The organism is Mycobacteroides chelonae, assembly GCF_016767715.1.
In the GTDB taxonomy this organism is placed as follows: domain Bacteria; phylum Actinomycetota; class Actinomycetes; order Mycobacteriales; family Mycobacteriaceae; genus Mycobacterium; species Mycobacterium gwanakae.
In genome coordinates this window covers 5,010,099-5,029,376 of record NZ_CP050145.1, presented here as the reverse complement: position 1 = coordinate 5,029,376, position 19,278 = coordinate 5,010,099, and the positions used below count along the sequence as shown (strand labels likewise).

General features: G+C 64.9%; 18 protein-coding genes. 12 read left to right on the top strand and 6 right to left on the bottom strand.

All coding sequences use genetic code 11. The annotated features are described in order from the left end of the window. Positions 1 to 6: 6 nt before the first annotated feature. A complete protein-coding gene (locus HBA99_RS24525) occupies positions 7 to 372 on the bottom strand; it encodes a hypothetical protein (protein WP_030097665.1) in 366 nt (121 codons plus the stop codon). A gap of 30 nt (positions 373 to 402) precedes the next feature. Continuing rightward, positions 403 to 1,383 (bottom strand): LpqN/LpqT family lipoprotein, encoded by a 981-nt coding sequence (locus HBA99_RS24520; protein ID WP_070951770.1) that lies wholly within the window; start codon positions 1,381 to 1,383, stop codon positions 403 to 405. A 247-nt stretch (positions 1,384 to 1,630) separates the two neighbouring features. On the opposite strand from HBA99_RS24520, the gene leuS reads away from it, so the two are divergent. Continuing rightward, entirely contained in the window at positions 1,631 to 4,489 is a 2,859-nt protein-coding gene (gene leuS / locus HBA99_RS24515; RefSeq protein WP_070951771.1) for a leucine--tRNA ligase, read from the top strand. Here leuS and HBA99_RS24510 read toward each other — a convergent pair. Continuing rightward, positions 4,486 to 5,151: an SDR family oxidoreductase gene (locus HBA99_RS24510; protein WP_070951772.1), complete on the bottom strand. Its 666-nt coding sequence runs from the start codon at positions 5,149 to 5,151 to the stop codon at positions 4,486 to 4,488. The genes leuS and HBA99_RS24510 overlap by 4 nt on opposite strands. Before the next feature lie 120 nt (positions 5,152 to 5,271). On the opposite strand from HBA99_RS24510, the gene ggh reads away from it, so the two are divergent. After that, entirely contained in the window at positions 5,272 to 6,612 is a 1,341-nt protein-coding gene (gene ggh, locus HBA99_RS24505; RefSeq protein ID WP_070919703.1) for a glucosylglycerate hydrolase, read from the top strand. Between the two features lie 4 nt (positions 6,613 to 6,616). Here the strand turns inward: ggh and HBA99_RS24500 are convergent, their stop codons facing one another. Next, the gene (locus HBA99_RS24500; protein ID WP_030097660.1) at positions 6,617 to 7,090 is read right to left on the bottom strand and encodes an Lrp/AsnC family transcriptional regulator; all 474 of its coding nucleotides are present in this window, start codon (positions 7,088 to 7,090) and stop codon (positions 6,617 to 6,619) included. 163 nt (positions 7,091 to 7,253) lie between these two features. Here HBA99_RS24500 and pdhA point away from each other — a divergent pair, with 163 nt between their 5' ends. The 9 genes from pdhA (at position 7,254) to HBA99_RS24455 (ending at position 15,803) form a co-directional block, all read left to right on the top strand. Then, positions 7,254 to 8,333 carry a pyruvate dehydrogenase (acetyl-transferring) E1 component subunit alpha gene (gene pdhA, locus HBA99_RS24495; RefSeq protein WP_070923944.1) on the top strand — a complete coding sequence of 360 codons (1,080 nt, stop codon included), beginning with the start codon at positions 7,254 to 7,256 and terminating at the stop codon, positions 8,331 to 8,333. 11 nt (positions 8,334 to 8,344) lie between these two features. Continuing rightward, entirely contained in the window at positions 8,345 to 9,307 is a 963-nt protein-coding gene (locus tag HBA99_RS24490) for an alpha-ketoacid dehydrogenase subunit beta (RefSeq protein WP_198541588.1), read from the top strand. Between the two features lie 16 nt (positions 9,308 to 9,323). Continuing rightward, positions 9,324 to 10,568 carry a dihydrolipoamide acetyltransferase family protein gene (locus HBA99_RS24485; protein ID WP_070951773.1) on the top strand — a complete coding sequence of 415 codons (1,245 nt, stop codon included), beginning with the start codon at positions 9,324 to 9,326 and terminating at the stop codon, positions 10,566 to 10,568. Between the two features lie 51 nt (positions 10,569 to 10,619). Continuing rightward, entirely contained in the window at positions 10,620 to 11,306 is a 687-nt protein-coding gene (locus HBA99_RS24480) for a sensor domain-containing protein (RefSeq protein ID WP_070951774.1), read from the top strand. Next, on the top strand, positions 11,306 to 11,986 hold the full coding sequence (locus HBA99_RS24475; RefSeq protein WP_070951775.1) for a sensor domain-containing protein: 681 nt from the start codon (positions 11,306 to 11,308) through the stop codon (positions 11,984 to 11,986). Before HBA99_RS24480 ends, HBA99_RS24475 begins: the two co-directional genes overlap by 1 nt. A gap of 77 nt (positions 11,987 to 12,063) precedes the next feature. Then, on the top strand, positions 12,064 to 12,801 hold the full coding sequence (locus HBA99_RS24470) for an SDR family NAD(P)-dependent oxidoreductase (RefSeq protein ID WP_070951776.1): 738 nt from the start codon (positions 12,064 to 12,066) through the stop codon (positions 12,799 to 12,801). After that, complete coding sequence (locus HBA99_RS24465) at positions 12,798 to 13,463, top strand: TetR/AcrR family transcriptional regulator (RefSeq protein WP_070951777.1); 666 nt, start codon at positions 12,798 to 12,800, stop codon at positions 13,461 to 13,463. The genes HBA99_RS24470 and HBA99_RS24465 overlap by 4 nt, the downstream gene beginning before the upstream one ends. Position 13,464: 1 nt before the next feature. Further along, entirely contained in the window at positions 13,465 to 14,754 is a 1,290-nt protein-coding gene (locus tag HBA99_RS24460; RefSeq protein WP_046255361.1) for an acyl-CoA dehydrogenase family protein, read from the top strand. Next, a complete protein-coding gene (locus tag HBA99_RS24455) occupies positions 14,754 to 15,803 on the top strand; it encodes a phosphotransferase family protein (protein ID WP_070951778.1) in 1,050 nt (349 codons plus the stop codon). The genes HBA99_RS24460 and HBA99_RS24455 overlap by 1 nt, the downstream gene beginning before the upstream one ends. On the opposite strand, the gene HBA99_RS24450 is transcribed toward HBA99_RS24455, so the two are convergent. Next, a complete protein-coding gene (locus tag HBA99_RS24450) occupies positions 15,793 to 17,178 on the bottom strand; it encodes an amino acid permease (RefSeq protein WP_081347659.1) in 1,386 nt (461 codons plus the stop codon). The genes HBA99_RS24455 and HBA99_RS24450 overlap by 11 nt on opposite strands. Before the next feature lie 102 nt (positions 17,179 to 17,280). On the opposite strand from HBA99_RS24450, the gene HBA99_RS24445 reads away from it, so the two are divergent. Next, positions 17,281 to 18,111: an LLM class F420-dependent oxidoreductase gene (locus tag HBA99_RS24445; RefSeq protein ID WP_070951779.1), complete on the top strand. Its 831-nt coding sequence runs from the start codon at positions 17,281 to 17,283 to the stop codon at positions 18,109 to 18,111. 54 nt (positions 18,112 to 18,165) lie between these two features. On the opposite strand, the gene HBA99_RS24440 is transcribed toward HBA99_RS24445, so the two are convergent. Next, the gene (locus HBA99_RS24440; RefSeq protein ID WP_030097648.1) at positions 18,166 to 19,257 is read right to left on the bottom strand and encodes an inositol-3-phosphate synthase; all 1,092 of its coding nucleotides are present in this window, start codon (positions 19,255 to 19,257) and stop codon (positions 18,166 to 18,168) included. Positions 19,258 to 19,278 lie beyond the last annotated feature (21 nt).

Sequence of the window (19,278 nt, the reverse complement as noted above, 5' to 3'; positions counted from 1 at the left end):
GACACGTCAGGGCCGAGCGCACACCGAGGAGTCGGCCCGCCCCGCGCTGGGGCATCCGCCGCAGGAACTGCCGCATCCGCCGCCCGAGGACGACATCTGTTGTGCGGCGGTGGTGTAGCGCGCCACCTGCCAGGCGGCCGCACCCACCGTCACGATGGCGGCCGCGCCGCACACCATCAGTCCCACCAAACCGATTGCGGTGGAACCAAATAAGGCTGCGAGCGCGCCCGCCGCGAGAATCAGCGCGGCCGCGGCCTGCGCGGGCGCGAGCATGCGCTGAGGGCTGCCGTGTGGTGCCCGCAGAAACGCCGCCGCCGACAGCGCGCCCAGCAGCCCGGCGAGGGCAATGGTCACGATGGCGGCGATCAGCACCCGCTCAGTTTAAGCGGGACGGGAGTGCGCTTATGCCGCGGGCGGTGCCGGCGGCACCAGCGGGGGCAGGGTGGGCAGCGGTGGCAGCCCCGGGACTCCCGGCGCCGGCGCAGCCGGAGCGTTGGGGTCGGTGCCCGGAGCAGGGGTTACGGGTGCCGCGGGCAGCGCATCCGGATCGGCGAGCGCGTTGGGGTCGGCTACCGGGGCGGTGACCGGGGCGCCTTCGCCGAAGCGCAGGCCGTTGACGATGAGGTCGGTGGCAGGAGCCTCGGAGATGGCGTTTCCGACTGTCGTGGTGACGGCCAGCTGAACCAGGTACCGGTCCTTGCCCTGCGTGATGATCACGGAGCGCCGCGAGGTGTTGAGGGTTTCACCGTCTTGCCGGAAGGTGCCTTCCACGATCGAAGAGGGGAAGCCCTGATAGGTGACCAGCGAGGCGTCGGTCGGCTGCCAGCCCTGCAGTGTTTTGACCTCGACGGGGCCGTGCGAAACGGCCTCATTGGTGTCGAACTCGCCGACGAGCTTGCTCATCGTGACCTGCGCGTTGGACTGGTACAGCCCGGTGCCGTTGGCCTTGCTCACGATCACCTGGTACGCGTTGGGAACGTTGGGATCTGGCACGTTCGCCCAGTTCGCCGGAATTGGGATGCTGACGCGCGGTGCCCCATGGCTGTTCTTGGTCAGCGGCTCCAGCTTGACGTTCTTGGAAGCGAAGAACTCCGTGAGCGTGCCGTCGGCGGCGGGCGCGACCCCGTTGATCGGCGGGGCGGGCTGGAGGGGGTTCGTCGACGCGGTCGGTGCGGTCGCCGGAACGGCGGCGTTCGGGGTGGCGGGGGCGTTGGGGGCCGCCGCCGGTGGGATGGGTGCCGAGGTGGCTGCGTTCGGAGTGGCCACCGGTGCTGGAGGCGCCGGCTGTGGGTCCGCCAGTGCGATGGCGGTGGTCCCGGCGAGCAGTGCCGTGACGGAGGCCGTGGCCGCCGCGAACCTGACTGAATACCGTGTGGTCGTCACCTTCTCTGTCCTTCCGGCTCTGTCCAATGCGTGGTGTGTGAGTTGTGGACGACAACCGTGGGCGCGGGCACGCCGACCGCTATGTCGACAGTGGGCTCTCGGTTGTAGCGGTCCCGAAGTTAATAAGCGCAGCTGAGAAAGCACCCCGGACACCCCCGGAAGTGGCCGGATTGTGACCAGAGTGATTAACTCTCGTCGCCAAACCGGCGATTTCTGTTCGCTGAGCTGCCGCATTTACCCTTGATGCGTGACTGAAGCCCAGCAAGACGCCACCGATACCCCCGAGCATCGCTACACCGCGCAGCTCGCCGGGCAGATCGAGCGTCGTTGGCAACAGAGCTGGGCCGACCGCGGCACGTTCCACGTACCCAATCCGGTGGGCTCACTCGCACCGGCCGATGGCACGCCGATTCCCGCTGACAAGATGTTTGTGCAGGACATGTTCCCGTATCCCTCGGGTGACGGGCTGCACGTCGGACATCCGCTGGGCTATATCGCGACGGACGTATATGCCCGCTTCCACCGGATGCGTGGCGCCAACGTGCTGCACGCGCTGGGGTTCGACGCGTTCGGTCTGCCGGCCGAGCAGTACGCGGTGCAGACCGGTACCCACCCGCGGGTCCGTACCGAGGCCAACATCGTCAACTACAAGCGTCAGCTTGGCCGGCTCGGATTGGGCCACGACTCGCGCCGCAGTTTCTCGACCACCGACGTCGACTTCTACAAGTGGACACAGTGGATTTTTCTGCAGATCTACAACGCCTGGTACGACGTCGAGGCCCAGCGTGCTCGCCGGATCGACGAGCTGGTGGCCGAGTTCGATTCCGGTGCGCGTACGCCGGCCGACGGCACGGTATGGGGCGAGCTGAGCGACGGCGCGCGCGCCGATCTGGTCGACTCGTATCGCCTGGTATACCAATCGGATTCGGTGGTCAACTGGTGCCCGGGACTGGGTACCGTACTGGCCAACGAGGAGGTCACCTCGGACGGTCGCAGCGAGCGCGGTAACTTCCCGGTCTTCCGTAAGCGGTTGCGGCAGTGGATGATGCGGATCACCGCGTACGCTGACAGGCTGATCGACGATCTTGAATTCCTGGACTGGCCCGACAAGGTCAAGACCATGCAGCGCAACTGGATCGGTCGATCGCAGGGTGCATCGGTGTTGTTCGCTGTCGCCGGTGTGGGCGATATCGAGGTGTTCACCACCCGGCCCGACACGCTCTTCGGCGCCACCTACATGGTGTTGGCACCCGAGCACCCACTGGTGGACAGCCTGACGGGTGACACCTGGCCGGAGGGAACGGACGCGCGCTGGACCGGCGGGCAGGATTCGCCGCGCGCGGCGATCGAGCAGTATCGCCGCTCCATCGCCGCCAAGAGCGACCTGGAACGTCAAGAGAACAAAGAAAAGACCGGCGTATTCACCGGCGCCTACGCCACCAACCCGGTGAGCGGTAAGCCGGTGCCGGTCTTCATTGCCGACTACGTGCTGTTCGGTTACGGCACCGGGGCCATCATGGCGGTGCCCGGCCACGACCAGCGTGACTGGGACTTCGCGCATGCGTTCGGTTTGCCTGTGCAGCAAGTCATTTCCGGTGGCGATATCACCGAGTCCGCGTACACGGGCGACGGTCCGCTGGTGAACTCCAATTACCTGAATGGGCTGGATGTCGCCGCTGCCAAGGCCGAGGTGACGCGCCGGCTGGTGCAGGACGGCCGCGGCGAACCGCGTATCGAATACAAGCTTCGCGATTGGCTTTTCGCACGCCAGCGCTATTGGGGCGAGCCGTTCCCAATCGTCTACGGCGAGGACGGGCGACCACGCGCGCTGGGTGAGGGTGCGCTGCCCGTCGAGCTGCCGGAGGTCGAGGACTACGCACCGGTGTCCTTCGATCCCGACGACGCATCGAGCGTGCCGTCGCCGCCGCTGTCGAAGGCCACCGACTGGGTCAACGTTGAGCTGGATCTGGGCGACGGACTCAAGCAGTACACGCGCGACACCAACGTGATGCCGCAGTGGGCGGGCAGCTCGTGGTACGAGCTGCGCTACGCGGACCCGGATAATGCGGACGCGTTCTGCGACAAGGAGAACGAGGCCTACTGGCTGGGGCCGCGCCCGGCCGAGCACGGCCCGGACGATCCCGGGGGCGTTGACTTGTATGTCGGCGGCATGGAGCACGCCGTACTGCACCTGCTCTACTCGAGGTTCTGGCACAAGGTCCTTTACGACCTCGGACATGTCAGCTCCCGCGAGCCGTACCGGCGGCTGCTCAACCAGGGCTACATCCAGGCGTACGCCTACACGGATGCGCGCGGGATGTACGTGCCCGCCGCCGAGGTGGTCGAGGAGAATGGAACGTTCTTCTGGCCCGGTCCCGACGGGAAAGTCGAGGTGAAGCAGGAGTTCGGCAAGATCGGTAAGAGCCTCAAGAACTCGATCTCGCCGGACGACATCTGTGACAACTACGGTGCGGACACCCTGCGGGTGTATGAGATGTCGATGGGTCCACTGGAGTTGTCGCGGCCGTGGGCAACAAAGGATGTCGTTGGTGCGCACCGGTTCCTGCAGCGGGTGTGGCGCGTGGTGGTCGACGAGGAGACCGGCAAGATCCGGGTCACCGAAGGCGACCTGACGAGCGAGGACACCCTACGGGCGTTGCATAAGACGATCGCCGGAGTCACCGAAGACTATGCGGCTCTGCGCAATAACACCGCAGCAGCCAAGTTGATCGAGTACACCAACCACCTCACCAAGGAGTACCCGGAGGGTGCCCCGCGTGCGGCGGTGGAACCGCTGGTGCTGTTGCTGGCTCCGCTGGCGCCGCACCTGGCCGAGGAGCTGTGGAGCCAGCTCGGACGCGATGAGACCTTGGCGCACGGCCCCTTCCCGGGATTCGATGAGCGATGGCTGGTGGCCGACACCGTCGAATACCCGATTCAGGTCAACGGCAAGGTGCGCGGCCGGATCACGGTGGCTGCCGACGCACCGGCGGCCGATATCGAGGCGGCGGCCCTTGCCGAGGAGAAGGTGCTGGAGTTCCTGGCGGGCGTTGCCCCGAAGAAGGTCATCGTGGTGCCCGGGCGCATGGTGAATCTGGTCGTCTAGTTCTGCCGCACCACAATTTGGTGCACACGCGCGTCGCGCGGCAGCCGCACGGCATCGACGATCAACTGTGCGACAGACTCGGGACGCATGTACTCATCCGGGTTGTAGACGCGCCCTTCATGTTCGGTGAGTTCCTGCTGCATCGGGGTGCTGATCCGGCCGGGATGCATCGAGGTCACCCGCAGCAGCGGCTCCTCCGCCCGCAGCACATCGGCCACGCCGCGCAATGCGAACTTGCTCGCCGAGTACGAGCCGATGCCGGGGTGCGCGTTGATTCCCGCTCCGGAGTTCACGAACACCACGTCACCCTGTGCCGCGCGTAGAGCGGGAAGCAGGGCCTTGGTCAGTGCCACCGGCGCTAAGACGTTGACATCAAAGGTCTTACGCCAGTCCGCCAACTGCGAATCGGCGATCGTCGCCGGATAGGACACCCCGGCGTTGTGCACCAGTACATCGAGTTCGTCGATGCCGGCGGTGGCCGCCAGCAACGCGCTCTCATCGCCCAGGTTCACCGGCCATGCTGTGGCCTGCAGTTCATCGGCCAGTGCATCTAGTCGCGCGGACGGGCGGCCTCCCAGCAGGAGTGCGTGGGTGGGGGCCAGGGCACGCGCGATGGCAGCACCGAGACCGCCGCTTGCGCCGGTGATGAGAGCGAGGGGCATGCGCGCCAGGCTAGCCGCCTCCCGTCGAATGTCGACTTTTGGCGGCGTCCAGTCGCACTTTCACACCAAAAGTCGACTTTCGGCGAGAGGGAATGGCCGGGTACGCCGCACAATGGACGGATGCCGTCCCACCCGATGTTTACCCCCACGCAGTTGGCCGCACGTGCGGCGTACCTGCTGAGGGGAAATGACAGGGGGACGATGACCAGTGCCGCCCCCAAGTTGTACCCACATATGTGGAGCTGGGACGCGGCTTTCGTGGCGGTCGGTCTGGCGCCGCTGAGCGTCGAACGCGCCGTCACCGAATTGGACACCCTGCTTTCCGCGCAATGGGCCAACGGGATGATCCCGCACATCGTCTTCGCGAACGGGGTCGACGGCTACTTTCCCGGACCCGCGCGCTGGCGCACCTCGGAACTGGCGGTGAACGCACCGTCGAATTACCAGACATCGGGCATCACCCAACCACCGGTGCATGCCATAGCGGTGCAGCGCATCTTAGATCATGCGCGCCGCCGTGGCCGGAGTGCGCGCGGCATCGCGGAAGCCTTCCTGGACCGGCGCTGGGCAGACCTGATGCGGTGGCATCGGTGGCTCGCCGAGTCCCGCGATCAGAACCAGCACGGGCGTATCACCCTCTATCACGGGTGGGAATCGGGAATGGACAACTCGCCGCGCTGGGATGGCGCGTACGCCAATGTTGTTCCCGGAGAGCTACCGCCGTATGTGCGGGAGGACACCGCAATCATCACCGACGCCTCGCAGCGCCCCAAGGATGCCGAGTATGACGTCTATCTGTGGCTGCTGGAAGAGATGAAGTCGGTGGGGTACGACGATGCCCGGCTGCCGGACGTCATGAGCTTCGTCATGGAAGACGTGTTCGTCTCGGCAATCTTCGCGGTGGCCTGCGAGGTACTGGCCACCATTGGTGAGGAGCACGCGCGCCCGCGAGCCGATGTGCGTGAACTGCACGGCTGGGCCGAGCGGTTCCGTGCCGGGGTAATCGACACCACAGAAGAACGTAGCGGTGCCGCAAGGGATTTCGACGTCAAGACCGGCAAGTGGGTGGCGACCGACACGGTGGCCATGTTCGCACCGCTGCTATCCGGAGGGCTGCCGCGTGCGCAGGAATTGGCGCTGCTGCGGCTGCTGGAAGGACCACGTTTCTGCGGCCACCCGGATCTGCGGTACGCACTGGTGCCGTCGACGTCGCCGGTATCCCGGGACTTTCGTCCGCGCGAGTATTGGCGGGGCCCGGTGTGGCCGGTGCTCACCTGGCTGTTCTGTTGGGCGTTCGAGCGGCGTGGATGGAGTGAACGGGCGTTCCTGCTCCGGCAGGAGGGTTTACGGCAGGCGGGCGACGGCTCCTTCGCCGAGTACTACGAACCGTTCACCGGTGCGCCGCTGGGCAGCATGCAGCAATCCTGGACGGCTGCAGCGGTTCTGGACTGGCTGGGCTGAGCGCTCAGTCTTGTCCGGCGAGGCGCCGCAGCAGTGGCGTCATCCGGAATGCCACCAACTCGTGCATGGCGATCGCGATCGACGTACGAGTGATGCCGGGGATGTCGAGGATGTTCCCGGCGATTCGGTATAGATCGTCGCTGTCGACGGCCACCACCTTGATCATCAGATCGTCCGCGCCCGCCAGACCGTGCACCTGCACCACCTCCGGCACGTCGGCTAGCGCCACGCCAATCCCCTTGAGCTGATGTTGGTCGATGCGTGCGGTGACGTAAGCCGTCATGGGATAACCCATCGCGCGCGGCACGATCTGGTGGTCGATACCGGCCAGCGCCTCGTGCTGGTCCCAGCGGGTCAGCCGCGCTTGCACGGTGTTGCGGGACAGATTCAGTCGCTGCGCCAGCTCCACGCCGGACGCGCGGGGTGTTTGCGTGAGCGCGAGTAACAACTTCGCATCAGTGGCATCCAGAGTGGTCATAGAGCGCAGTATCGCACAGAATTGACCCATAAATCTGGGCACTATGCACAATCTGACACGCATCGGTTGCGCAGTATGACTATCTGATGCACTGTGAAGCAAGACACACCTCTGCGGTGACGGTCAGGCATGGACAGTGCATCAGATGGTTAGCGAGGCGGATATGGAAACCATCCAGCTTCTGGATCCGGAAGGCAACCGGGTCGAGGATCCGGCGTATGGGCCGCTGGTCGCGGATATCGACGACCAGCAGCTTGTCGCGCTGTATGAGGACATGGTGGTGGTCCGCCGCATCGACACCGAGGCCACGGCACTGCAGCGTCAGGGTGAGCTCGCGCTCTGGGCGCCGCTGCTGGGTCAGGAGGCCGCTCAGGTCGGTTCCGCGCGTGCGCTGGCACACGATGATTTCGCCTTCACCAGTTTTCGTGAGCACGGCGTCGCCTACTGCCGCGGTATCGAACCCACGGCCATGCTCCAATTCTGGCGCGGCTCAACGCAGTCGGGCTGGAATCCGCGCGACCACAATGTCACCGCACCCGCGATCATCGTCGGTGCGCAGTCGCTGCACGCCACCGGATACGCGATGGGTGTCAAATTCGACGGTGCCGACTCTGCGGTCATCGCGTACTTCGGCGATGGCGCGACCAGTCAGGGCGACGTGTCGGAGGCTTTCGCCTTCGCATCGAGTTTCGGTGCGCCCGTGGTCTTCTTCTGCCAGAACAACCAATGGGCCATCAGCGAGCCGGTGCGGGTGCAGAGCCATCTGCCGCTGGCCGCGCGCGGCACCGGATTCGGCGTGCCGGGAATCCAGGTGGACGGCAACGACGTGCTCGCGGTGATGGCGGTGACCCGTGCGGCGCTGCGGCGCGCGCGCGAGGGTAGCGGGCCCACTCTCGTCGAAGCCGTCACCTACCGGATGGGGCCGCACACCACGTCCGATGATCCGACCAAGTACCGCAATTCCGCCGAGCTTGAGGAGTGGCGCGCCAAGGACCCGCTGTCGCGAGTGGAAAAGTATTTGGAAAGACTTGGAGTGCTGACAGATTCGGAGAAGCAGCGCGTTGTGGCCAAGGCCGATGCGGTGGCTGCCGAAATGCGCGCGGGATGTCTCGGCACCATCGAGCCGACCGCCGCCGACATGTTCAACCACGTGTACGCGGAACCGCATTCGCTTGTTGCCGCGGAACGGCGCGACTATTTGGAATATCTTGCCGGCTTTGAGGACGAAGGGATCGCATCATGACCAGAATGACGATGTCCGGTGCCCTGAACGCGGGTCTGCGTGCATCCCTGGAAGACGACGACAAGGTGATCGTCATGGGGGAGGACGTGGGCAAGCTCGGCGGCGTCTTCCGGGTCACCGACGGGCTGCAGAAAGACTTCGGTGATCATCGAGTCATCGACACGCCGCTGGCCGAATCAGGAATCATCGGCACCGCAGTCGGCTTGGCCATGCGTGGATATCGCCCGGTGTGCGAGATCCAATTCGACGGCTTCGTGTATCCGGCTTTCGATCAGATCGTGAGTCAGGTGGCCAAGCTGCACTACCGCACTAAGGGTGCGGTGGGCATGCCGCTGACCATCCGCATCCCGTTCGGCGGTGGAATCGGTGCGGTGGAACACCATTCGGAATCGCCGGAGGCCTACTTCGCCCACACCGCGGGCCTACGGGTGGTGGCGTGTGGATCGCCGCAAGATGCCTACGACATGATCCGCCAGTCCGTGGCGTGCGACGACCCGGTCATCTTCTTCGAGCCCAAGCGGCGCTACTGGGAGAAGGGCGAGGTCAACACCGAAGCACGAGACCTGCTGCCGCTGTCGTCCGCCCGCATCGTCCGGTCTGGTACCGCGGCCACGGTGGCCGCATATGGCCCGATGGTCGCCGTCGCCACTGCGGCGGCGGAAATGGCCGCGGCCGAGGGGATGTCGATCGAGGTCGTCGATCTGCGCTCCCTTTCGCCGGTCGACTTCGAGACGCTGGAGGCCTCGGTACGCAAGACGGGCCGGCTGGTGGTGGTCCACGAAGCATCGGTGTTCATGGGATTGGGCGCCGAGATCGCGGCACGCATTACCGAGCGGTGCTTCTACCACCTGGAGGCGCCGGTGCTACGGGTCGGTGGTTTCGCCCTCCCGTACCCCGCCAACAAGGTGGAGCACCACTTCCTGCCCGATGCGGAGCGGGTGATGGACGCCGTCGACCGCGCTATCGCCGCATAGGAGAGGTGCGAAATCCATGGCAGTCAAACAGTTTCTGCTTCCGGACCTCGGTGAGGGACTCACCGAAGCCGACCTGATCGCCTGGAAGGTGAAGGTCGGCGATGAGGTGAAGCTCAACCAGGTGCTCGCCGATGTGGAGACCGCGAAGGCGATGGTCGAGCTGCCGTCGCCGTACGAGGGAACGGTGGTGGCCCTGGAGGCGGCGGAGAACTCGACCCTCGCGGTCGGGTCGCCGCTGATCTCGATCGAGGTCGCCGGTGCCGAACCCGACGAGCCCGCCAACCTGGTCGGCTACGGCCCGTCGGAGTCGACGGGCCAGACCCGCCGTCGGCGTCGCGCGGGCTCGGCCGCCCTCGCCCTCGTCGAACCCGAAGTGCCGGTTGCCCCACCGGAATCGGTGCGAGCCGCCGCGAAACCGTCGGTGCGCAAACTGGCCGCCGAACTGGGCGTGGCCCTCGACCTGATCAGCGGCACGGGGATCGGGGGCAGCATCACCCGGCAGGATGTGGAGGCCTACACGCGCAGTCTCACCGCGCGCGCTCCGCAGGCTGAGTCTGTGGCTCCGGTGGGCGGGGAGACGCGGATTCCCATCGCGGGCGTCCGCAAGCACACGGCGGCCGCCATGGTGCGCAGCGCCTTCACGGCGCCCCACGTCACCGAGTTCCTCACGGTCGATATGACCGCGACGATGGAGCTACTGGCCGAGTTGAAGGCGAAGTTCCCCGACCTCAAACTCACGCCCATGACGCTGGTCGCGCGGATGGTGCTGTTGACTCTGCGGTCGCACCCCTCGCTGAATTCCACCTGGGATGAGCAAGCCGGCGAGATCGTCATCAAGCATTACGTGAATCTCGGTGTGGCGGCAGCGACCGAGCGCGGACTGGTGGTCCCGAACGTGAAGAACGCCAGCGGGATGTCGCTGCGTGAACTGGCGATCGCATTCGCGCAGTTGGTGACTACCGCACGCGAGGGAAAGACAGCGCCCGCCGATATGTCCGGCGGAACGTTCACGTTGACCAATATCGGAGTGTTCGGCGTCGATGCGGGTACCCCGATCATCAATCCGGGCGAAGCGGCCATCCTGGCACTGGGCTCGATTGCCAAACGCCCCTGGGTGGTGCACGGCGAACTCGCCGTCCGCGACGTCACCACGCTCGCGCTGTCCTTCGACCACCGACTGGTGGACGGTGAGCAGGGGTCCAAGTTCCTCGCGGATCTGGGTGCGCTGCTTACCGACCCTCGCATGGCACTGGTGGTGTAGCTTCGCTTCTAGCAAACCTCGAGTGGGGATGCTGGGATAGGGGGTGCGGTAATGCGGGTGGCGGCGGTGTTGTTCTGCGTGATGGTTGCCTGTGGCGGCTGCTCCCGCGTAGCCGACGGACTCGCGACCCCGCCGCCCGAGCGTGCTGGCCTTTATCCAGAACTGCACGCCATCGGCGGCAAGCTTCCCGGCGGCACGCTGCTTACGGGGCCGCAGATTCGCGAGATATCGGAGTTGCCACGGCTAGAGCCGGGGCAGGCAGTGGACGCGATGTTCCGCTCGACTACCGACGCCACCGTATGCGCGGCTGGCTACTCACTGGCCGAGATCGCTTCCTATGAGAAGCACGAGGCGGCGCGCATCGAGTTGTATGTGGAGGAGAGCGATGTCGCGCGGCTGCATACGGTGGGAAATGCGGTGGTGACCTTCTCCGACGATGCCACGGCTCGACAACAGTTCCAGCGGTTCAACGGTCTGATGGCCAGGTGCGATGCGATCACGAGCGCCACGCATACACAGCGCGATCCCTCCTCATGGAAACTGAGCATCACCAGTGCCGACACCGCCGATGAGGTGGCGTGGACGCGCAGCGTGGTCGACTCGAGCTGGACCTGTTACATGGCTGCACGACAGCGGGCCAACTTTGTGGCATCGTCGATGTTCTGCACCCACGGTTCGGATAACAAGGCGGGCAATGTGCTGGACCGATTGACGCTGAAACTCTCGGGGGCACGGTAATGCGCTGGGCACCAGTCGTTTTACTGACGGCCGCCGCGCTGTTGGCCTCCTGTACGCACGCGGTTGAGGGCGACGCGGCGGCCCCCGCCAGGCCGGAGAAGTTGTATCCGGTGCTGCCGCCCAGGCAGGCCGACCTTGAAGACCGGCTTCTGTCGGCCTCGGATATCCGTGCGGCAGTGGGCCTTCCGGATATCAAGACCATTCCCGCCGTCGAAACTGTGCTCTCGACGGCCAACACGGTCTCCGACTGTGCATACGGATACTCGTTGGCCACGCGGCAGCAGTACCTGAGCTTCGGTGCGGCGCGCATCCAGGCGTATTCCGAGACGGTCGGAAGGGTTCGCCAGCACACCATAGGGTCAGCGCTGATTGTCTTCGAGACCGCTACCTCGGCAAGTCAGCAGTTCGAGCAATTCGCCCAGCGCATGTCCAGATGCGATGGAGTACATGGGGTTACCTCGGTGAACGGCATCGCGGAGAATTGGACGCTCAGCATCGGGCACAGCGGTCAAGACGAGGTGAACTGGACGCGAACCACTGACCGTTCACCGTGGTCCTGCCGTCTGGTGGCGCGCCAGCGCGCGAACTACGTCGCTTCGGTGATGTTCTGCCGACTCGACCCCCACGATGACAAGACCGAGGCGATGTTCACGCTGCTGCTGGACAAGCTCGCCCGCTGATCCACGGCTGCCGCCTCTTGCGCTATCGGCATCGCTTCTTTAATGTATCGATCGCCACATTAGTCAAGGAGGACTGGATGCTGCAGGACAAGGTCGTCGTCGTCACCGGTGGTAGCCGCGGGTTGGGCCGGGCGATGGTGCAGGCGTTCGCCGCGCATGGCGCCGATGTGGTGATTGCGAGCCGCAAGATCGACTCCTGTAACGAGCTGGCCGCCCAGGTGCAGGCCGAACACGGTCGCCGTGCGCTCCCGGTGGCCTGCAATGTCAGCTCCTGGGAGCAATGCGATGAGCTGGTCGACACCGTGTACCGGGAGTTCGGGCGGGTGGACGTGTTGGTCAACAACGCCGGACTGTCCCCGCTGTACCCCAGCCTGGACCAGGTCTCGGAAGCATTGTTCGACAAGGTCATGGGGGTCAATCTGAAGGGACCGTTCCGATTGTCGGCCCTGATCGCCACCAAGATGGCGGCAGGAGCCGGCGGTTCGATCATCAACATCAGCTCGATCGAAGCGGTGCGGCCCGACGCCACCGCGTTGCCGTACGCAGCGGCGAAGGCCGGTTTGAATGCCCTGACCCTTGGCCTCTCGCACAGCTTTGGGCCGACCGTGCGCACCAACACCATTCAATGCGGACTTTTCAACACAGATATCGCGGCGGCCTGGCCGGAAGGATTCGCCGAGGCGCTCATTCCCAGCATTCCGTTGCGCCGCGTGGGCGAACCGGAAGACATCGTCGGCGCGGCACTGTATCTCGCAAGTGATGCATCGGCCTACTGCACGGGAACGACGATTCGACTGGATGGCGGCATCCTGTGACCGAGGCCGGCGCCAAGCCGCGTCGAGGCCGTCCGCCCGCGGCCGATGGCGATGCCGCGGCGACCCGTCGGCGGATCATGGATGTGGCAACAGAACTCTTCGCCGAGAAGGGATTTCACGCGACCGGTGTTGCTGAGATCGGCGCTGCGGCCGGTGTACGGGGTGGCGCGCTGTACTACCACATCGGGTCCAAAGAGGAACTCCTCTGGGAGATCCTGCGCAGCTACATCGACGAAATGCTCACCGAGGCTGCGCACATCGCAGGCATGAACACCCCGCCCGCCAAGCGTCTGCGCACTCTCATCGGCTCCTACGTCATCCTTATTGTCAAGTACCGCAAGCAGGTTGCCATCCAGGTCCGCGATGGATCCGCGCTGACCGGCGGGCGGGCCGCGGAGTTGCAGGGAATGCGTGACGAGTTACAGCGCTGCTGGCAACGCGTTCTCGACGAGGGTTACGAAGCCGGGGTGTTTCGCACCAGCGATCACCTGATCACCAACGCGATTCTCGGGATGCTGAACATGGTGGCGGTCTGGTACCGCGCCGATGGCAAGAGCCCGGCGCAGATCGCCAAGCGCATCGCCGACATGGTGGTGGACGGCGTGCATACGGATCGTCCGCATGAACTTCCCATTGAACCCGAACCGACAGGAAGTAACTGACATGGCATGGGATTTCGAGACCGACCCCGAATACCAGGAGCTGCTGGACTGGGCCGAGGAATTCGTCCGCACCGAGGTGGAACCGCTCGATTACGTGTTCCCCAACCCGTACGACAAGTCCGATACCGAGGCCATGGACTACGTGCGACCGCTCAAGGAGGAGGTCAAGCGCCGTGGGCTGTGGGCCTGTCATCTCGGCCCCGAGCTGGGCGGTCCGGGCTTCGGGCAGCTCAAGCTCGCGTTGCTCAATGAGATTCTGGGCCGTTCGGTGTGGGCCCCCTCGATCTTCGGATGCCAGGCTCCCGACACCGGCAATGCCGAGATCCTCGCGCACTACGGCACCGAGGCGCAGAAGGCGAAGTATCTGCAGCCGCTGATGGACGGCGACATCGGGTCCTGTTACGTCATGACGGAGCCGCAGGGCGGGTCCGATCCGACGCTGTTCAAGACAACTGCCGTGCGTGACGGTGATGAGTGGATCCTCAACGGGGAGAAGTGGTTCAACTCCGAGGCGCGGCACGCCGCCTTCTGGATCGTCATGGCCGTCACCAACCCGGATGTCAGCCCGTATCAGGGAATGTCGATGTTCATCGTCGACCCGAACGCGCCGGGGGTGGAGATCGTCAGAAACATCACCGTGCATGGGTTCAGCGAGGACGAGGCCTACACCCGCTTCACCAATGCCCGGATTCCCGCCGAGAACATGCTGGGTGCCGAGGGTGCCGCGTTCGTGATCGCGCAAACCCGCCTCGGCGGGGGTCGCGTGCATCATGCGATGCGGACGGTGGCTCAGGTGCGTAAGGCATTCGACATGATGTGCGAGCGTGTCATCAGCCGGGAAGCACGCGGCGGCACCATCGCCAAGTTGCAGATGACGCAGGAGCGCATCGCCGACAGCTGGATCGAGATGGAGTCATTCCGTCTGCTGGTGCTTCGGACTGCCTGGCTGATCGACAAGCACCAGGACTACCTCAAGGTGCGCAAGGACATCGCGGCCATCAAGGCCGCCATGCCAAAGGTGATGCATGACGTCGCCCAGCGTGCGCTGCACCTGCACGGCTCGCTCGGCGTCTCCGAAGAGATGCCGTTGGCCAAGATGTTCCTGTACTCGGAGGTGATGGGTCTGGTCGACGGCCCCACCGAGGTGCACAAAGTCACCATCGCCAAGGAAGTCCTCAAGGACTACACCCCGTATGAGGGTCTGTTCCCGCCGAGTCACATCCCGGCGTTGACGGAGAAGGCCAGGGCACATGTGGCGGCCCGCCTCGAGCACCGGGTGGGCAACCTGTAATGGCGGCTCCGCAGCATGTCGACCCGAAAAGCGTTGATTTCGGTGTTGTTTCGCGCTGGATGGATGAGCAGGGACTTCCGGCGGGTGAGGTGGCGGACGTCTCGGCGATCACGGGCGGCACGCAGAACATCATGGTGCGCTTCACCCGGGGCGGCCGCGAGTATGTGTTGCGCCGGCCCCCGAAGCATCTACGTGAGGCCAGTAACAATGTGATCCGCCGGGAGTCGCGATTGCTGGGAGCGTTACGCGGACAGGGAGTTCCCGCTCCCGAGCTCATCGCGGCGTGCACCGACGAGACGGTGCTGGGCGGCGCGGTCTTCTATCTGATGGAGCCGGTCGACGGATTCAATGCCTCGGTCACCCTGCCGGAGCTGCATGCGAGCAGTCCGCAGATTCGGCACCAGATGGGGCTGGAGGCGGTCAGCGGTATCGCCGCCCTGGGGGCACTGGACTATCAGGCGCTGGGACTGGACGGGTACGGCAATCCCGACGGCTTCCTGGAGCGTCAGGTACCGCGTTGGCTCAAAGAGCTCGACTCGTTCAGCAAGCACGAGGGGTACCCGGGCCCGGACATCCCGGGTCTGCAATCCGTCGCCGATTGGCTTGAGCAGCATCGGCCGTCGCAGTGGAAGCCGGGGATCATGCATGGTGATTTCCACCTGGCGAACATGATGTTCCGCAATGACGGTCCTGAGCTCGCCGCCATCGTGGACTGGGAGATGTCGACGATCGGTGACCCGCTGCTGGACTTGGGCTGGCTGTTGGCGACGTGGCCTTCGGATGGCGACGATGCTTCACTGGGTGGAGCACTCGTGCAGGCCGGAGGTCTGCCCACGCCCGAGGAGCTCGTCGCGCACTACGCGGAACGCACGGACCGTGATCTCAGCGCGATCCACTGGTACACCGTGCTCGCCTGTTTCAAGTTGGGCATCATCTTGGAGGGCACGCACGCCCGCGCCTTCGCCGGGAAAGCGCCTGTGGCGGTGGGTGATTACCTGCACGGTCTCACGCTGCAGCTGTTCCGGCGGGCCGGGGCGATTACCGGGTAACCGGTTCGTCGGGCACCGGTGCGCGGAGCCGGGTCAGCCGGAGTGCCACGAAGGCGAGCAGGATCACCGCCCAGGACAGCAGGCTGGTCCACAGCTGCGAGCGGGTGCCGTCCTGAAAGCCCATCGCGACCAGAATCGCGACGATCGCACCGGCGGTGAGGATCGTCAACACCGGATAACCCCACATCTTGACGATCAGCTTCTCTGGGGGTGTGCGGGGCCTGAGTACCAGCTGCGATATCGCAATCATGAAGTACACAAACAGGATTACCGCGCCGGAGGAGTTGAGCAGGAATAGAAAGACGGTGTCTTCGGCGACGTATGCCAGCACCACGCAGACGAATCCGATGAATGAGGACGCCAAGATGGCGTGCACCGGAACACCGCGCGAGTTGACGCGCAGCCAGCTGCGCGGTGCCTCGCCCCGGCCTGCCAACACGAACAGCATGCGGGAGGCGGTGTACATCGCCGAGTTGAGACAGGACAACACGGCGGTGAGCACGACTATCCGCATGATGTTGTCGGCGTGCGGAATTCCCAAGGTCTTGAATGCGGTGACGAAGGGTGAGGTGCCCAAAGTCGGGCTATCCCACGGCACGATCACCGCGATCAGGAAGATGGAGCCCACGAAGAAGAGCCCGATTCGGTAGATGACCGAGTTGGTGGCCCTGCTGATGGCCCGCGCGGGGTCCTTGGATTCGGCGGCCGCGATGGTCGCGATTTCCGGGCCGACCATCGAAAACACCACGACCACGATGGCGGAGAAGATCGCACCGGTGCCATTGGGAGCGAACCCGCTCTTGGTGAGGTTGGAGAAGTCCATGTGCTTACCCGGCCACCAGCCCAGTACGAACATCGTGCCGAGGACGAGAAATGCAATGATGGCAAGTACTTTCACACTGGCGAACCAGTATTCGAACTCGCCGTAGGACCGCACCGAGAAGAGGTTGGTGGCGGTCATGGCCACCATGAGGACAAGAGCGATCAGCCACAACGGAAAGTGCGGCCACCAATCTTGGACGATCTTGCCGCCGGCGACTGCCTCGAACCCCACGACGATTACCCAGAAGTACCAGTAGAGCCAGCCGACAGAGAATCCTGCCCAGTCGCCGAGGGCGCGGCGGCTGTAGTCGGCGAAGGAGCCGGTCGACGGATTCGCCACGGCCATCTCGCCGAGCATGCGCATCACCAGCACGATGAGCACACCGGTGATGGCATAGGTGAGGAAGGCAGCCGGGCCAGCCGCCTTGATCGTCGCACCGGACCCCACGAACAGGCCGGCGCCGATGACGCCACCGATCGCGATCATCGTCAGGTGGCGCTTCTGCAACGAATGCTGCAGGCCGCCCTCGCTGGACGATTCCGTGGTCGCCATGGATTCTCCTTACAGCCGGGTAGGTCGATGTTGCACCCCGCAATCAGATCGTGCAGCGCGTTGCCAGGAATTTCGGTGGCATGCGGGTGGTTCCTGGAGGTCATGACCGGCTTCGGTATCTCTACCTCATCGGCCGACGGATACGTGGCCCCCGACGTGCTCGCCCGCGCTGTCGAGGAACGCGGCTTCGACTGGCTGCTCTTCGACGACCATTCCTACTTCCCGGTCGACACACCCGATGACATCGATCCGGAGTTCCGGGCGCGGCTTCCGTTGATACGAGACCTTCCGGTGGTGCTCGCCTATGCCGCGGCGGCCACCGAGCATTTGGTGATTGGGTCCGGGGTCGCACTGTTACCCCAGCGCGATGTGTTGCACACCGCCAAGGCCTGGGCGACGCTGTCCACACTGTCGGGCGGCCGAGCCGTGCTGGGAGTCGGCGTCGGGTGGAATCTGGGCGAGCTACGCAACCACGGCGCCGACCCGACGCTGCGCGGTGCGAAACTCGACGAACAGCTGGTCGCCCTCAAACAGCTGTGGACCGAGGACGTAGCGGAATTCCATGGCGAGCACCTCGATTTCGGGCCCGTCGCCGCGAGCCCGCGTCCACCGACGCCCATTCCGGTGTACGTGGGTGGTCCGAGCCGGGCCGCTCAGTCACGCGCGGTGCGGTTAGGTGATGGGTGGTTGCCATACGCGGCGACGTCTACCCCCGAGGATGTGCGGGTGGCGCGCCGCCGGTTCGCCGAGCAGGGACGCGCGGATCTGCCGGTCGGTGTGAGCGGCGTGTCCGGGGAGCGGGCTGCCGCTGCGTATCTGGATGCCGGCGTGGAGCAGGTGCTCCTTCATCTGGATCCGTTGCGCGAGGACGAGACCCTTGCCGTGCTTGACCAGCTAGCCGCAGTCGCGAATCGGTTGCGGGCCAACAAATAGCACCGAGGGCACACCTGACGGTGTGCCCTCGGTGGGTAGAACGAAGAAACAGGCTCAGCCTTCGATGAACTGCTCCAGCTGGGTGCGCGCGATGTCGTCGGCGAGTTGCTTCGGCGGGCTCTTCATCAGGTAGGCCGAGGCCGGAAGAATCGGGCCACCGAGCCCGCGGTCGAGTGCGATCTTCGCCGCACGTACCGCGTCGATGATGATGCCGGCCGAGTTGGGGGAGTCCCAGACCTCGAGCTTGTATTCGAGGTTCAGCGGCACATCGCCGAAGGCGCGGCCTTCCAGGCGCACATAAGCCCATTTGCGGTCATCGAGCCACGCGACGTAGTCGGACGGGCCGATGTGCACGTTCTTGTCGTACACCTTGTCGGCCAGTGATCCGTTGAGGTTCGACGTGACGGCCTGAGTCTTGGAGACCTTCTTGGACTCCAGACGCTCACGCTCGAGCATGTTCTTGAAGTCCATGTTGCCGCCGACGTTGAGCTGGTAGGTGCGGTCCAGGGTGACACCGCGGTCCTCGAACAGCTTGGCCATCACCCTGTGGGTGATGGTGGCGCCCACCTGGCTCTTGATGTCGTCGCCCACGATCGGCACACCGGCATCTTCGAACTTCTTGGCCCACACCGGATCCGAGGCGATGAACACCGGTAGCGCGTTGACGAACGCCACCTTGGCGTCGATGGCGCACTGGGCGTAGAACTTGTCGGCCTCTTCAGAACCCACCGGAAGGTAGGACACGAGGACGTCAACGTTGTTGTCTTTCAGCACCTTCACGACGTCGACCGGATCGGTGTCGGACACCTCGATGGTGTCGGCGTAGTACTTGCCGATGCCGTCCAGGGTCGGTCCGCGCTGCACGATGACATCGGTGGGCGGCACGTCGGCGATCTTGATGGTGTTGTTCTCCGACGCCGAGATCGCCTCGGAGAGGTCGAAGCCGACCTTCTTGGCGTCCACGTCGAACGCGGCGACGAACTTCACGTCGCGCACGTGGTACGGGCCGAACTTGACGTGCATCAGGCCCGGAACAGTGGAGTTCTCGTCCGCATCCTGGTAGTACTGCACGCCCTGAACCAGCGAGGATGCGCAGTTGCCGACGCCGACGATGGCGACTCGCACCTCAGATGATGTGTTGGACATGGACGGTTCTCCTTTACCGAT

Coding starts and splice junctions, on each gene's coding strand:
- HBA99_RS24510 (WP_070951772.1), bottom strand. CDS start 5,151: ATGCCCCTCGCTCTCATCACCGGCGCAAGCGGCGGTCTCGGTGCTGCC.
- ggh (WP_070919703.1), top strand. CDS start 5,272: ATGCCGTCCCACCCGATGTTTACCCCCACGCAGTTGGCCGCACGTGCG.
- HBA99_RS24500 (WP_030097660.1), bottom strand. CDS start 7,090: ATGACCACTCTGGATGCCACTGATGCGAAGTTGTTACTCGCGCTCACG.
- pdhA (WP_070923944.1), top strand. CDS start 7,254: ATGGAAACCATCCAGCTTCTGGATCCGGAAGGCAACCGGGTCGAGGAT.
- HBA99_RS24490 (WP_198541588.1), top strand. CDS start 8,345: ATGTCCGGTGCCCTGAACGCGGGTCTGCGTGCATCCCTGGAAGACGAC.
- HBA99_RS24485 (WP_070951773.1), top strand. CDS start 9,324: ATGGCAGTCAAACAGTTTCTGCTTCCGGACCTCGGTGAGGGACTCACC.
- HBA99_RS24480 (WP_070951774.1), top strand. CDS start 10,620: ATGCGGGTGGCGGCGGTGTTGTTCTGCGTGATGGTTGCCTGTGGCGGC.
- HBA99_RS24475 (WP_070951775.1), top strand. CDS start 11,306: ATGCGCTGGGCACCAGTCGTTTTACTGACGGCCGCCGCGCTGTTGGCC.
- HBA99_RS24470 (WP_070951776.1), top strand. CDS start 12,064: ATGCTGCAGGACAAGGTCGTCGTCGTCACCGGTGGTAGCCGCGGGTTG.
- HBA99_RS24460 (WP_046255361.1), top strand. CDS start 13,465: ATGGCATGGGATTTCGAGACCGACCCCGAATACCAGGAGCTGCTGGAC.
- HBA99_RS24455 (WP_070951778.1), top strand. CDS start 14,754: ATGGCGGCTCCGCAGCATGTCGACCCGAAAAGCGTTGATTTCGGTGTT.
- HBA99_RS24450 (WP_081347659.1), bottom strand. CDS start 17,178: ATGGCGACCACGGAATCGTCCAGCGAGGGCGGCCTGCAGCATTCGTTG.
- HBA99_RS24445 (WP_070951779.1), top strand. CDS start 17,281: ATGACCGGCTTCGGTATCTCTACCTCATCGGCCGACGGATACGTGGCC.
- HBA99_RS24440 (WP_030097648.1), bottom strand. CDS start 19,257: ATGTCCAACACATCATCTGAGGTGCGAGTCGCCATCGTCGGCGTCGGC.